This is a genomic window from Natroniella acetigena (assembly GCF_023227745.1).
Taxonomy (GTDB): domain Bacteria; phylum Bacillota; class Halanaerobiia; order Halobacteroidales; family Halobacteroidaceae; genus Natroniella; species Natroniella acetigena.
Window position 1 is genome coordinate 51,769 of record NZ_JALKBX010000008.1, and the last position, 14,584, is coordinate 66,352.

The following is a 14,584-nucleotide window of genomic DNA, read 5'->3' on the forward strand; positions in this document are numbered from 1 at the left end:
TTTTAATTTGATTTATAAGTATTAACAGATATTACAGTCCATTCATTAAAAACATTAATGTTTTTAGTTAACAAAACGATACTTTTGTAAACAAAGGCATACTCATAGTTTAACTTTATCATATGCCTCATCAACATCCTTTTGTTCTATTCCTAAATAATGACGTGTCGTTTTTACTGAACTATGCTTATATTTAGCCTGAATTACTGCGATGCTTATCCCCTGCTTGTGTGCATGATAGCCCCATGTTTTTCTTAAAGTATGAGTACCAATTGCTTCCTCTATAATCCCCACTTGACGACACCATTTTCGCACTAACTTATAAGCTTGAACCCTACTGATCGATTTACTACAATCTCTAGTATTATAAACAAGATAATTATTCATATTTGCTGTTACTAAAGTTTTATCTGTTAATAATTCGATAGCTTTAACTGCTTCTTGATTAATTTTTATCGTATTTCTCTTTCCAGTTTTTTGCTCTACAATTTCAAAATTATCCCTAACATTTTTACTTGAATCAATTACATCTTTGATCCTCAATTTCAACAAATCACCTATTCGCAAACCAAAATTAATTCCACAGACAAATAAAACATAATCCCTCCACTTTTTTTTGCTTAACAGCATCTTCTTTATCTCCTTAATCTTTGTTTTACTTCTAATTGGTTCAACTCTATTACCCATTCTATTGCCTCCTCAATTTAATAAATATAACTACATTTATTTTAATATATGTTAACTTATTTAGCAAAATATTATAAATTAAAGAACTTAGATAATCAAAATAATTACTAATAGCTCTCTTTTTGACAATGAAAATATTAAATGCTAAAATATCTATAGTACTTGGTGACTAGTGACTAGTCATTGGTAGCAATCAAAACTTTTTAAAATTTAATTCTAAATTTAAAAAAACTATATCTTAAAGGAGGTATTATAATGACTGCTGAACAAACAGAAACTAAACAGTTTCAAGCTCAAACTAAACAATTGTTAGATTTAATGATTAACTCTATTTATACCAATCAAGAAATTTTCTTGAGAGAATTGATTTCTAATGCTTCTGATGCCATCGATAAGGTTAAATTCAAAGCACTTACTGAACCAAAAATAATAAAAGATGATTCAGAATTTGAAATCAATCTCGATCTAGATCAAGAAAATAACATAATTACTATCTCTGATAATGGAATCGGTATGACTTATCAAGAAGTTATCGAAAATATCGGTACTATTGCCCAGTCAGGCACTAAAAAATTCTTAAAAAAATTAAAACAGAATCAAGAAAATATTGATCTAATTGGTCAATTTGGAGTTGGGTTCTATTCTTCATTTATGGTCGCTAAAAAAGTAACTCTACTCACTAAAGCACCTGGCGAAGAAGAAGGTGTCAGATGGGAATCCACAGGTGATGGTACTTACTCAATTGAAAATATCGCTAAAGAAAAACGAGGTACTACAATCAAGCTCAAACTAAGAGAAGAATTCACTGCTCAAGGGGATGAAGAAGACTTTACTGCTCCACAGACCATCAAAAACCTAGTTAAGCAATATTCCAATTATGTCAGATATCCTATTACAATGGAAGTTCCTACAGAAGAAGGAACAGAAGTTCAAACTCTAAATAATATGACCCCCCTTTGGAAGAAGAAAGAAGATGAGATTAGTGAAGAAGAATATAGCGAATTCTATAAAAGAAACTTTAAAGACTGGCAGGAACCATTAGAAACTATTCACTGGTCAGTAGAGGGTCTAGTCAAATTTACCGGACTCTTATTTATTCCTCAAACAGCACCTAATGATCTTTTTTCGCCTAACTTTGAAACCGGCATCAAACTCTATTCAAAAGATAATCTGATTATGGAGCAATGCCAAGAGCTGTTACCGAAATATCTGCAATTTATTAAAGGATTGATCGACTCACCTGATTTTTCTTTAAATATCTCACGGGAGATGCTCCAAAATAATAAACAACTTAAAGTAATTGCTAAAAATGTAGAAAAGGTTATTTTGAGAAACTTAAAGAAGATGCTGAATAACCAACGCGAAAAATATGAAGAGTTTTGGGAGGAGTTTGGCAAGGCAATCCAAGGAGGGATTTATGCTGATCCTACTAAGCAGGATAAGTTAGTCGATCTCTTACTCTTCTCCTCTTCACATTTAGAAGAAGAAAAGACAACTCTAGCAGAATATATTGAGAGAATGCCTAAAGAACAAGAGGCAATCTATTATGTAGTTGGTAACGATAGAAAAAGTATTGAAAACTTACCACAGATGGAATTAGTACAAGATAAGAATTTAGAAGTGCTTTATCTACTTGATGAAGTTGCTGAATTTGTAATCAATATTTTAGGTAATTATCAAGATATTGAATTCAAATCTGTTCTGCGAGAAGATCTAGATCTAGAAGATGAAACAGAGACTGAAACTGAAGACAAAGAAGAAATAGAAGGATTATTAGCAAAGATTAATCAACACTTAACCGATAAAGTAGATGATGTTCGACTGAGTAAAAGATTAAAGTCAAGTGCTGTCTGTCTAGTCAGTGGTCAGCAAGGTTTGAGCATGTCAATGGAAAAGTTATTTAACCAAATGGAACAGAATTTGGGCCAAGCTCAACGAATCCTTGAGTTGAATCCTAACCATCAACTCTTTACAACTTTAGAAAAGATCTATAATGAAGATCCAGAAGCAGACATTTTAAAAGACTATAGTGAACTGCTTTATAACCTTTCTTCTTTAGTTGAAGGATTTACACCTGAGGATCCAGTCGAATTTGCTGCTAAGATTACTGAGCTAATGAGTAAAGCAAAATAAGTTAAAGCGAGGCTAAGATCAAATTAGCCTCGCTTTTATTTATTTCAATCAATTTATCTAGATCTGAAGTTGATAATTCATTCCTAGCTATAACTTAAAAGTATCTTCAGAAATTTCAGGTTCAAAATCTATAGCTTTAATTCTGAATACGGTCTGAGAACTTGCTCGCAATTTATAATTGATCACCGATTCAGTCACGTACCATCGCTCACCAAACTGCTCTACTTCTTCAGCTTCAACGGTTCTTAATAATCTTCCTTGCTGAGAATAAAGCTCTTCTTTTAAATAGATAAACCTTTCCTGATCAACCCAGATCCTTCTATGAGAATAAGAAGTTTCTACCCCCTCTTTAGCACTTCCCTCAATTAGATAACTATCCCGTCCTTGATAACTTTCTTCTCCGACTATTTCAAATTCATACAGTTCCAATAACTGTTCCTGTTCCATTAAATCTTGATAAGAAAAATCACCGCTCACCATTGTTCTTTCTAACATCTGATTAGAAATTTTAACAGGCTCTCCTGCATTAGGAAATAAAACCCATAAATCATCTCCAATTTTCAAGTATTTGGTTCCTTTATCATCAGGGTTGGTGAATTCAACTACAACTGAATCCCCTGCAATATAAATAATCATCTCTTTAGTAAGCTCTCTTTTACCATCTTTTATTATCAGTTCAGTTTCCATTCTAACTTGCTCTAAGTACTTATTTTCATCTCCCCGTTCTATTATCTCTTCAGCAGTCAAAGCAAAAGCTCCTGGCGGTAACAACAAGATGCTTGCTACTAATATAAATCCTACTAATTTAAGTCTTCTCATGATCAACCCCCCCCGCTTAAGATCAGTGTATAGTGCAAACTCAATTATGTGTCACCTGATTTTTAACTGTACATTGATTTTTTAGTCCCGCAGTGCTTCACTGGGCTCTAGCTCGGCTGCTCGTCGAGCTGGAATAATACAGGCTATGGTAACAATCACTACTCCTAGTAAAAAGCTAAAGATTAAATTTTCAAGACTAAAATCGGTATAAGCAACCGTCTCTAACAACAGATCATCACTTAAAACCTCCATTGCTTCTCCATAATCAATTCCATGGATTGAAAAAACTTTAGTTACTACACCTCCAAGTATGATCCCGATAAAACTACCGATAATCCCCATAAATATCCCTTCCAGCAAAAAGAGCCTCCAAATCTCCCTACTTTTAAGCCCTAGGGCCAACATTACGCCAATCTCTCTCGTCCTATCTCTGACTATCATCAACATTGTATTAATCAAGATAATAGACCCCATCAAGATGAAGAAAATATAGATAATATTATAGATTCTTTCTCCAATCTTAAAGTAATCAATTATCTTACCTGGTGCATTCCAAGGGATAATACTGTATTCTGTAGCAGCTTCAAAGCTTCCAAAGAGTTCGTCCATCTCCATTACTAAACTATCTGTTCGGTTGCGATCAGCTCCAATCAATAATAACTCTGTCGCTTCATCAGACATATTCAACATCTGTTGAGCTTGACTTAAATCCAAAATAAAGACATTGCCATCAATCAACCCCAATCCAGTCTCCAACGCCCCAACTATTTCAAAACTAGAACCTTGAAAGGAGCCAATAGCTGTATTATATAAAATAGTAATCTCTTCTCCTACTGCTAGCTCAAGTCGCTCTAACAACTGTTGGCCCATAATTATCTCTTCACTATCTGCCAGTGGCATCCGACCAGCCTTTAGTTGTTGATCAAAATCTATAGCTGCAATCTCCTGCTCTATATTTAAACCCCAGCCCATCACATTTGTTAGCTCATCTTCCTGACTGACAGCTCCACCAAACTTGATTCGTGGTAAAATATACTTTACTTCGTCAACCTCAGCTAACTCTTCTTTCATCTTAGAAATACCATCTTGAGCAAAACCAGCAACAGGATAATTTAATGACATTAATCTCTCTCGCCCTTCAAATTCTTGATTAATAATCTTGACATGACCAGTATCATAATTGATATATGAATCATAGGTAGATTCCAAATAACCTACGATATGCCCTCGTGCTACAACAACTATAGCAACCACAAGAGCAATAGCAATAATCGAAATTAAAGTTCGCAATTTGTGCCGACTTAAATTTCTAACAGCTATAACCGGCAAATAGCCCACCTAATTTACACCTCCTAGAGCATCAACTGGCTCCTTACAAACTGCCCAATAAGCTGGAAAGATACTGGCCACCAAAGAGACTATAAGGGTAAAAGCAATTACAAAGATAAATGCTGAAAGATTCCAAACCCCATAAGTTCTTTCAACAACTGGCAGACCAAAATCGGGTTCTATTAAATCTAACCCGTAATTTACTAGCCAGTAAACACCCACTCCTCCCATCAAACTCCCTATTATACTACCGATAACCCCAATTCCTAAACCTTCTATCATAAAGATCTTTATAATTTGCCACTCTTTCATTCCCATAGCCTTCATCATTCCAATCTCCTTAATCCGTTCTAAAGCAGCTAAAATAATTACATTTATAATACCTATCGCTGCAATCAATAAAAATAAAGAAGTAATGATCCGATTTTCAATATCCTGCACCTCAGTCATAGCAACTACATCCTGTGCTGAATCCCTCCAGCTATAAACAGCATACTTATCAATCTCAGCAACTATATTATTCTTTATAAACTCTTTTGCTTCCATTATACTGGTATCACTTTCTAATCTCATCACAATCTCTGTTGCTTTATCTTCTGTATTCAGTGCTCCACTGGCCTTCTGATAAGGAATATAAACTTGCTTATCATTGACCTTGGGGTTAGGAGTATTAACTACACCAACAATCTCTACTTCTAGGGTGTTGAAAACTCCTTCTGCAGTTGTAAATACAAGCAATAAGTAATCCCCTAACTCAAAACCCATCAATTCAGCCAAGCTACTTCCTAACACAGCCCCTGATTGATCAGCAGTAAATAACTCTCCTGCAATCAAATGCTCTTCTAATTTAAACACCTCTTTTTTTCTCTCTCCATCAACCCCCACTGCCGTAATCGGCAATTCATCTAGACCATTATTGATATTAGCAGAAAATCTAATCTGAGGACTATAAGATTTCAAATTAGGAACCTGACTAAGATTCTGCTGCAACTGCTCATCAAGAGTAATTAAATTATGTAATGGCAGCTCATCCTGTCTGGGCCAATAGTCATCATCAACTAGCTGTAAATGACCACTTTCAAAATCAATTACATTATCAAAATAACTCCTTTCTAATCCTAAAACTAATGAATTGAACATCACGAAAAAAACTATTCCAAAAGCAATAATCATAGCAACTATTAAAGTCCTTTTCTTATTGCGAGTTAAATTTCTGACAGCTAGTCTGACTAAAAACATAATAAATTAACTCCTTTCATCAGCAATAATTTCTCCATCTTTTAATTTAATTATTCTCTTAGCAGATTCCATAACTAAAGGATCATGAGTAGAAAAGATGAAAGTAGTTTCTAATTTCTGATTCATTTCAACCATCACTTCTAATACGTCAATACTGGTTTTTGAATCAAGATTAGCCGTCGGTTCATCAGCCAGTACAATCTTAGGTTCCTTAACCAAAGCTCTAGCAATAGCTACCCTCTGCTTTTGGCCCCCCGATAGTTCATTAGGCTTGCGGTCAGCCATCTCTCCTAAGCCGACTGCTGTTAAAATCTTCATTACCTGCTCTTTAATATCTTTATTATTTCTATCCGCCAATAATTTAAGAGCCAACTCTATATTTTCATAGACAGTCAGGACAGGGATTAAATTATATCCTTGAAAGATAAAACCAAGGTTTTCCCTTCTCAATAAAGCCAGCTGGTCCTTATCCAACTTACTGATCCCTTCTCCTTCTAGATATACCTCACCATTAGTCGGTTGATCTAAACAACCAACCATATTTAACAGAGTCGTCTTTCCAGAACCAGAAGGCCCTGCTACAGAGGTGAATTCCCCCTGCTCAACCTCCAAACTTACTCCTCCTAAAGCAGATACTTCTATCTCCCCCTGACGATAGATCTTTTCTACTTCTTCTAATTTTAATAGTCCCATATTCATTCACCCTTCTTTTACTAAATCATTTGTTGAGATCTATTTTAATTATTTACATGATACATCAAAAATATTCTAAACAGAATTGATATAAAGTGGCACTTTGCCACTTTATATCAATTTACAGTTTACGGTTGACGGTTAACAGTTAAAACCATTAAAATCTTAAATCAAAATCACTCTAAACCTGCGAACATAAGGCATTTCAGAGATCTTAATTTTTTAAGGTTTTGATCTTAACTGTAAACTGTTCACTGTACACTGTCAACTCAATAATGTGGCACAAAAGTGCCACATTATTGTAACTTAAATTAAGTTAACGTAGATGAGCTTACTATATAAAGTTCTTCATAATTAATCTTCCCTATCACTGCTTTTTCTTTTCCAAACATTTTATAAAACGAAATATCTTCCACCTTATCGTAGGTCGAACTTAAATCATCAGCAATGGTCATAATATTAATTTTGTCAATATTAGTAAATATTTTTTAATGTTGATACTTAATTGCAACAAATACATTCTATATCTAATTAAATAAATTTAGTGCATAAAAACCAAGTATAATAGAAATAAAAATAACTTATTATAATTATTGAAAAAAATTATAGCTTGTGCTATATTATAAGTTAGTACGTAAATTCAAGGAGGGATTAATTTTGAAAACAGATATCACTGCACGACAAGTGAAAGAAGAAGCAGAAGAATTATTTAACAGTGGGCAATTTTATTGCTCTGAAGCAATCATCAGTAGTATTAAAAATCAGTTTGAATTAGAGATCTCTGATCGAATCATTGCTATGGCTTCCGGCTTTCCTGTCGGTATCGGTAAATCTAAATGTCTCTGTGGTGCTATTTCTGGTGGGGTAATGGCTATCAGTTACTTCTTTGGCCGCACTACAGGTGGGGATCAACGGGTTGAATACAACTTAAAGCTGGTCAATGAACTTCAACAGAGCTTTAAGGACAAGCACGGTTTTCTTTGTTGTAAAGTCTTGACCAAAGGGTTTGATATGGCATCTGGCGAGCATAAAGAGCAATGTGCTTCCTTTACTGGTGAAATTGCTGCTAAAGCTACCGAAATAATTCTAAGAGAATTAAAAGCAGGTAATGCTACTGTGGAAGGAGAAGAATAAGATGGTTCAATTATTCAAAGAGACTCCAGTACCAATAGCAGGCTTAATGCTCGGGCTAGCCGGTACAGGAAATTTGATTCTAACTTATGGCAACCACTATCGTTCTTTAGCAGGACTATTGGCTTTAGTAATAGCCTTACTTATAATCGGTAAAATCATAGTCGATCACAAAGGATTTCTGAGTAAGTTATAAAATCCTATTGTAGCCAGTATTGCTCCAGCCTTTTCTATGGCAATTATAATCTTAGCCAGTTATTTAATCCCATTTGCTGAACGATTAGCATTGTATATGTAGTATGGCGGAACCATTCTTCATAGCTTATTGGTCATCTTATTTTCAATTCGTTTTCTCTTAAACTTCAATTTAAAGAAAGTTTTCCCTAATATTAAAAAAGTTGCCTCTCGGCAACTTTAGCTTAAATTTGTTTTAGATTTTACTTAAACTTGGACTTAAACTCAAACTTAAATTCACCCGTCATTGATTATTGACAATTCAGACATTCTATCAAAAAAATTTAATACTACATCCGGTCTATCAGTTATATAACCACTAGAATGAAAGTGAGCTAATAACTTAACCTGCCAAAGCTCATTAATTGTATAAGGAAAGACAAATAAACCTTGATCATGGGCCTCAGCAATATACCAGGGCCAATTCATAAATCCCTTAGTACCTAGACCATCAGCCAATCCAGCTGCTCTTTCTAACCAGTGAGTCCAACTCCTTCTAGTAATCATATTATCTGTAACCAATAAAATTCGAGGTGCTTGAGGGGCCAACTCCTTAAATCCCCTCAAGCTTTCTTCACTAAAGGAAAAGAAGATAGTCTTCGTATAGTCTCTTTCTGCTGCAGTATCCAACCAACCTTCTTGTTCCAAGATATCAACTATCTCTCGTTCAATACCAGGATATTTCTCCGGGCTTTTAGTTTCTAAAACTAAACCTGGTGTCTGCTGACCACCTTCAGCAATCGCTATCAACTCTTCTAAAGTAATAATTCCTAATCCCTCGTATTTTTCACTACCATAGCGAGGTGAATTTTCATTAAACCAACTTCCAAAATCTAATTTCTTTAATTCCTGATAAGTAAAGCTTCCCAGTTTGTCTTCTTTTCTATCAGGAAAAACTTCCTCTACATTTGAAGTTCGTTGCAGAGTTTGATCATGAAAGACGACTATCTCACCATCTTTAGTTCGCTGTAAGTCTGCCTCTAGATAATCAACGCCTAGATCTCGAGCCTTAATATACGCCTCAGCAGTAGATTCAGGAGCCTTGATCGAAGCTCCTCGATGAGCAATCACAGTTGGATAAGGTATCCCCTGCTTACTAAGTATCTCTTCTCCCCGTTGATCGGGGTTGATTAAATAATAAGCACCATAAAAACTCAACAACAGAGAAAATAAAATTACTATCACAATAGCCAATTTCATTTCCATTTAATCACCCTTACTCCCATTCTAATTGACAATTTACAGTTAAATCCAAAAGATTAAAATTAAAAGTCAACACTTAAAGACTAAAAGATAACTGAAATCTTTAATCACCAATATTTCTCTTTCAACTGAGAGTACTTAGATTAATCTTGAGTACGTTGCGTAGCCATCATCTTCTGTCTCACATAATTAATCGTCTGTAAGACTTCATCCTTTTTGGCTTGTGGCAACCTTACATCTTCTTCTCTTTTATTCTTCAGATAACCAATCTTTTCAAATTCATTAAACTGCTTAACAAAAAGATGATCTTTATAAAGGATCTGAGGCAGTTCATGCAAAAAGAGAACTGGAGCTTCTTCTTCTTTTAAGAGAGAAGTACCAATAAACCCTTCCGGTTTCTCACCTACCCCCATTAAATCTAAGAGTGTAGGGGCCAAATCAGTAATTGTACCCGTCTTTTCAATAGTCCCGGCTTCTAATTCAGGATGCTTAATTAATAACGGAATATGTTCAGGTTCTTTGACATTTCTATCAACTTCAAAATTGGCACTGGATGAATACTCTGGAGTATCTATCGTTGCATCATGATCCGAATAGATTACAACTAAAGTATCTTCCTTTAAGCCTCTCTCTTCTAATTGCTCCAAGAACATCTGCAAAGATTTATCTACAAATGAGATCGATTGAAAGAAGTCATGGACTAATTGATTTTCAATATCACTATATTCATCTATCATTTGATCAGGAGGATAAAAATTAAAGGGTGTATGGCTGGTTACTGTAATCAGATAAGCAAAGAATGGACTATCGGCCTCTTCTAGATAATCCAAAGATTGCTTGAAGAAATCATAGTCATTGATCCCTAAATAAAACTCTTCCTCCATCTCCATTACCTTATCTGTACTAGAAAAATCCTCTCTACTATAAAACTGATCAAAGCCAAGTTCAGGATAAGCTTGGTGGCGATGAAAAAAGGTCTTATCATTGCTGTGAAAAGCTAAAGTTTGATACCCTTTATCACTTAAAATTCGGGCCAAAGAATCGAATTCAGTCATATCATTTCCCTTAAAAACAAAATTACTATTTGTTGGATAAAATGATGTCAAAAAAGAAAAATCAGCATCAAAACTTCCATTTACATGCTTGGTATAGAAGTTTTCAGCATATAAACTTTCATCCTTAAATTGATTTAAAAAAGGAGTTACTTCATAACCATTATGCTCATAATCAATTAATCTCTCATCTAAAGATTCAACTTGAATTACAACTATATTATCAACTTCTTCCACCAATGCTTTATCATCCAGCTCATCCTCCAATAAGAAAGGAGGGGTTTCTAACTCAGCTACATATGAATTATCAGCACTAACGGATTCATAAAACTCATAAAAATAAAGAGGAATAATTCCATAAACATTAACGAATCCAGCACTACTTCTTTGGTAAAGTTTTACTGGACTTTCATTTTCTAATAATAAATTTGTAATGAAAATTTGGCTACTTAATAATAAGCTTATAACAATTATGACAGTTTGAAAACGGTATTTACTCTTACTAAAGAATAGCTCTTCTTTAACTTGCTCAGAATTTTCGCCTTGAGAGAGAAACCATCCTAATAATAATAAATCTAATAAAAAAATGAGATCCCAGAAATTAATGATATGTCTAAAGAGGACCATACTGGAACCAATTCCTTCACTTCTAGTCATATCAGTAAAACTTAAGTAATTACCAAAATAACGGTTATACCATAGATTTGCCAAAAAGAGCAGAGAAAATACTGATAATAACAACAATAACGAAATTCGACCTTTTTTTGCTTTAACCAATGGTAAAAGTAAATATCCAATCACTGTAATAAAGAACAAACTTCTTAAAACAACTCCTGTACTAGAAGGAACATTAAATATACGTACTACAAGATAGTTATATTTAATTAAAAAACCAACCAAAAAAGTAATTAGAAAGTATTTTTGTTTTTTTGTTAAATTATCAAACTGCTCCACTAATATTCCCTCCTAAATAATTGGCAGTTTCAAACGATTACTTCAATTATATACATCTAGAATCTATCTAATAATGCATTACGATTATATGATATTTTTGTACTTTATGCAAACCATATCTCTAATAACCTATTTGTTTTTTAAAAAAATCGGATCAACAGTCACTAATCACTAAACTGTTGGCCCATAAATAATTTATTCAGTTTCATTTAAGACTCTAACAACCCCGCGTAATGAAGCATAGACCGGAACAGCAAATAGAGCACCCAAAATTCCAAATAATAATGTCGCAATCAAAATCACAAAAATAATTATTACTGGATGAATATCCAACCTACCACCTTGTAAGATAGGTCTTATTACATTCCCCTCAAATTGTTGTACAAGCAGCATCAAAATTGATACTTTAATTACCAGCTCTAAACTGGTAGTTAAAGCGATAAACACTGCCGGCAAGACTCCAATAGCTGGTCCTAAAAAAGGAATTACCGAAGCAACTGCCAGTATAACAGATAGACCAATTGCATTCGGCATCCCAATAATCATATATCCTACAAACATAATAACCCCAGAAACAAGACCGACCAACAATTGGCTGGGAATATAAATTCCAAATACTGAGTCAACCGTTCGGAGAATTTTCTTAACTAAAGGTCTTTTCTGTGCTGGTGTAAACTTAATTATGCCCTGGGCCAACTTTTGATCATCTTTTAGAAAATAAATTACTAAAAATGGAATTAATAAAATTACTACTGCAAATTGAGTCAGGGAAGCAAAAACACCCAGAAAATCATAATTAGTAATTCTATTTACCATCTCTTGAACCAAAGAAGTAATCCGATTCTCCAGATCAAATTCACCTAAAAAGCCCAACTCTTCTATCTGTTCAAAGACCTCGTTGATGACCCTACCGCTCACTTCATAATCAGCAAGAAAATTGATCAACCTCCTGATCTCGATATAAATTATACTACCCCCAAAATAAGTAATAAAGGAGATTAAAGCTATTCCTCCTATAATAGTAATCAAAATTGATAACTCTTTATTTTTTATCTGGGGCTGTAAAAATCTAACCCCCGGTCGCAGCATATAATAAAAAAAGCCAGCCAATAACACAGGTATCCAGACCATATATATAATATCTTGTAAAGCATTTATAAAATTAGGAATCTGCAGACTCAAAAAGATAATAAGTAAGATCATTATTATTCCTGCCGCAACACGGAAAAACCTATCAGTAAACATATTTATTCCCTCCAATCTATAATTAATTTTTCAGTTTATAACGCATGTCAATCTAATACAGGTTTTTAATGCTCTTGTTTTATATCAGTGTACAGTTTACGGTGGATACGGTTTTTGTGATTTTCACGAAGGGTCTTGATAAAGACCCGTAGGTACAGTTGACAGTTAAAAAATCATTAAATCTTAAATTCAAAACCTCTCTACCCCTTTAATTATAAGGGTTCTAAGTGGTTTTGAATTTTTAAGGTTTTGATCTTAACTGTAAACTGTTCACTGTACACTGTCAACTCAATTATGTGTCACTTTGTGACACATAATTGTAATATTGTATTAATTTAACCGCTGAGAGAATCAACTTATTTACAGGTTCTACTAGGTCTTAAATTCTATAGAATGATAAAATTTCCCTTCATGTTTAGTGAAAAATTTATCTGGAGCAAATTAAAACTCAAAACTGAATCTCATAGTAACTGCTGGCCCATGTGTATTACTCATACACGAAAACCACCAGAATCAGAAATAGCCAGTGACGCAAAGAATAAAGCCACAAATAAAATAATCGAAAATAAAATCAAAAATGTCCTAACTTTATTCTCTTTTATATTCTTCCAGATAAACTTAATAATAATTCCCACTGTTAAACCTCTCCTATCCTTAACTGCAATCAACCGTTTGAAATTGACCGCAACCTTCTCCAACTTACATTATCCGAAAATCAAGGTTCTTTGTAGGGACGAGTCTTGTAAATATGATTTTTATGAATTTCACGAAGGGTCTTGATTTTTAGACCCGTAGGCGAAAGAACTTACTGACACTGACACATATTAGTCAAAGTATAAAGCTAATCTTTTTAACAAAACTTATTATTAAACCAGCTAAAATTTTAAGCTAGGAGATGATCCAGATTATTACCGATAAATCAATCAAAGAATTTGCTGAATTAATCGGTTCTACAAAAGAAACAATGCCCGGAGGCGGGCCAACCATTGCCATTACAGCCCTACTGGCAGTCCAATTATTAAAACTAACTTATAACATTAGTAACATTAAAGACTATCAAGAACAAAAATTGGCCCTTGAGCAACTAGAAGATAAACTGTTAGAAGCAATAGATGATGATATTAACGCCTTTGTAGAGAATACTGAAAATCACTTTACAGATCAGGAGCAATTACAAGAAATTATCAATGTCCCCTTAAGTATAGTTCATAATGCCCTCATAACCTTAAAGATAGCTGAAGAGATCAAATATGAAATCAACTCCACTGTCAAAGCAGATTATAAAGTAGCCATCTTCAACCTAATAGCTACCTGTAAAGGTGGCATCAGCATTATAGAATCTAATTATAGCTTCTTTCCAGCAGAAAGTGAATATTTAGCACAGGCTAAAGAAAAAGTAGCAGACTTTAAAGAACAACTGAACAACTATGAAAATAACTGTTGTTAATTGCTCAAGCATTTTAAACTGGAACCTTCTTTAATCTTAAACAGGGTAAGCAATTATAATTGCTTACCCTTCCTTAAACTTAGACTTAAACTTAAACTATAACCAAGGTCATTTTGCTATTAATCTAGATTTTTCATTCCTAGAAACAAGTCTATTTCTGCTTAGAATCTCGTACGCTCTACGGTAGATATGGTTTTTATGTGTTTCACAAAGAGTCTTGTTTTTTAAGACTCGTAGAAGGATATCTCAGATACATACTTTTGAAAAAATTTAATTTAAAAAAAGAGCTAAACCGTGTTATAATAAAAGTTGAGCTATCCTAAAACAGAATAAAAGAAAAGGGAGCTACCAAACAGCTTATAATTAATTGATTAAAACTATTTAAAAATAATCAAAACTGTTGGTTGCTCTCTAGGGA

At 33.8% G+C, this 14,584-nt stretch carries 13 protein-coding genes; 4 read left to right on the forward strand and 9 right to left on the reverse strand.

Annotated features, from left to right (window positions below):
• Positions 1-102: 102 nt before the first annotated feature.
• Entirely contained in the window at positions 103-687 is a 585-nt protein-coding gene (locus tag MWH25_RS03525) for a tyrosine-type recombinase/integrase (protein WP_248625856.1), read from the reverse strand.
• A 255-nt stretch (positions 688-942) separates the two neighbouring features.
• Between MWH25_RS03525 and htpG the strand changes: the two genes are divergently transcribed.
• Entirely contained in the window at positions 943-2,820 is a 1,878-nt protein-coding gene (gene htpG / locus MWH25_RS03530) for a molecular chaperone HtpG (RefSeq protein ID WP_248625858.1), read from the forward strand.
• Between the two features lie 87 nt (positions 2,821-2,907).
• Here htpG and MWH25_RS03535 read toward each other — a convergent pair whose 3' ends face one another.
• The 4 genes from MWH25_RS03535 to MWH25_RS03550 form a co-directional block, all read right to left on the reverse strand.
• Positions 2,908-3,639, reverse strand: a complete 732-nt coding sequence (locus tag MWH25_RS03535) for an outer membrane lipoprotein-sorting protein (RefSeq protein ID WP_248625860.1) — start codon at positions 3,637-3,639, stop codon at positions 2,908-2,910.
• Between the two features lie 81 nt (positions 3,640-3,720).
• Entirely contained in the window at positions 3,721-4,977 is a 1,257-nt protein-coding gene (locus tag MWH25_RS03540; protein ID WP_248625862.1) for an ABC transporter permease, read from the reverse strand.
• Positions 4,978-6,207 (reverse strand): ABC transporter permease, encoded by a 1,230-nt coding sequence (locus tag MWH25_RS03545; RefSeq protein ID WP_248625864.1) that lies wholly within the window; start codon positions 6,205-6,207, stop codon positions 4,978-4,980.
• A 6-nt stretch (positions 6,208-6,213) separates the two neighbouring features.
• Positions 6,214-6,900, reverse strand: a complete 687-nt coding sequence (locus MWH25_RS03550; protein ID WP_248625866.1) for an ABC transporter ATP-binding protein — start codon at positions 6,898-6,900, stop codon at positions 6,214-6,216.
• Positions 6,901-7,557: 657 nt separating this feature from the next.
• Between MWH25_RS03550 and MWH25_RS03555 the strand changes: the two genes are divergently transcribed.
• Positions 7,558-8,034, forward strand: a complete 477-nt coding sequence (locus tag MWH25_RS03555; RefSeq protein WP_248625868.1) for a C-GCAxxG-C-C family (seleno)protein — start codon at positions 7,558-7,560, stop codon at positions 8,032-8,034.
• Position 8,035: 1 nt separating this feature from the next.
• Positions 8,036-8,227 carry a hypothetical protein gene (locus MWH25_RS03560; RefSeq protein WP_248625870.1) on the forward strand — a complete coding sequence of 64 codons (192 nt, stop codon included), beginning with the start codon at positions 8,036-8,038 and terminating at the stop codon, positions 8,225-8,227.
• 275 nt (positions 8,228-8,502) lie between these two features.
• On the opposite strand, the gene MWH25_RS03565 is transcribed toward MWH25_RS03560, so the two are convergent.
• The 4 genes from MWH25_RS03565 to MWH25_RS03580 form a co-directional block, all read right to left on the reverse strand.
• The gene (locus tag MWH25_RS03565; RefSeq protein ID WP_248625872.1) at positions 8,503-9,471 is read right to left on the reverse strand and encodes a glycerophosphodiester phosphodiesterase family protein; all 969 of its coding nucleotides are present in this window, start codon (positions 9,469-9,471) and stop codon (positions 8,503-8,505) included.
• Between the two features lie 140 nt (positions 9,472-9,611).
• A complete protein-coding gene (locus MWH25_RS03570; protein WP_248625874.1) occupies positions 9,612-11,474 on the reverse strand; it encodes an LTA synthase family protein in 1,863 nt (620 codons plus the stop codon).
• A 195-nt stretch (positions 11,475-11,669) separates the two neighbouring features.
• On the reverse strand, positions 11,670-12,719 hold the full coding sequence (locus MWH25_RS03575) for an AI-2E family transporter (RefSeq protein WP_248625876.1): 1,050 nt from the start codon (positions 12,717-12,719) through the stop codon (positions 11,670-11,672).
• Between the two features lie 491 nt (positions 12,720-13,210).
• On the reverse strand, positions 13,211-13,417 hold the full coding sequence (locus MWH25_RS03580) for a hypothetical protein (RefSeq protein WP_248625878.1): 207 nt from the start codon (positions 13,415-13,417) through the stop codon (positions 13,211-13,213).
• 197 nt (positions 13,418-13,614) lie between these two features.
• On the opposite strand from MWH25_RS03580, the gene MWH25_RS03585 reads away from it, so the two are divergent.
• Positions 13,615-14,166, forward strand: a complete 552-nt coding sequence (locus tag MWH25_RS03585) for a cyclodeaminase/cyclohydrolase family protein (protein WP_248625880.1) — start codon at positions 13,615-13,617, stop codon at positions 14,164-14,166.
• Positions 14,167-14,584: the final 418 nt, after the last annotated feature.

What these genes read in the sequence shown, in the direction of transcription:
- MWH25_RS03525 (WP_248625856.1), bottom strand. Translation starts at nt 687, where the DNA reads ATGGGTAATAGAGTTGAACCAATTAGAAGTAAAACAAAGATTAAGGAG.
- htpG (WP_248625858.1), top strand. Translation starts at nt 943, where the DNA reads ATGACTGCTGAACAAACAGAAACTAAACAGTTTCAAGCTCAAACTAAA.
- MWH25_RS03535 (WP_248625860.1), bottom strand. Translation starts at nt 3,639, where the DNA reads ATGAGAAGACTTAAATTAGTAGGATTTATATTAGTAGCAAGCATCTTG.
- MWH25_RS03545 (WP_248625864.1), bottom strand. Translation starts at nt 6,207, where the DNA reads ATGTTTTTAGTCAGACTAGCTGTCAGAAATTTAACTCGCAATAAGAAA.
- MWH25_RS03550 (WP_248625866.1), bottom strand. Translation starts at nt 6,900, where the DNA reads ATGGGACTATTAAAATTAGAAGAAGTAGAAAAGATCTATCGTCAGGGG.
- MWH25_RS03560 (WP_248625870.1), top strand. Translation starts at nt 8,036, where the DNA reads ATGGTTCAATTATTCAAAGAGACTCCAGTACCAATAGCAGGCTTAATG.
- MWH25_RS03565 (WP_248625872.1), bottom strand. Translation starts at nt 9,471, where the DNA reads ATGGAAATGAAATTGGCTATTGTGATAGTAATTTTATTTTCTCTGTTG.
- MWH25_RS03575 (WP_248625876.1), bottom strand. Translation starts at nt 12,719, where the DNA reads ATGTTTACTGATAGGTTTTTCCGTGTTGCGGCAGGAATAATAATGATC.
- MWH25_RS03585 (WP_248625880.1), top strand. Translation starts at nt 13,615, where the DNA reads ATGATCCAGATTATTACCGATAAATCAATCAAAGAATTTGCTGAATTA.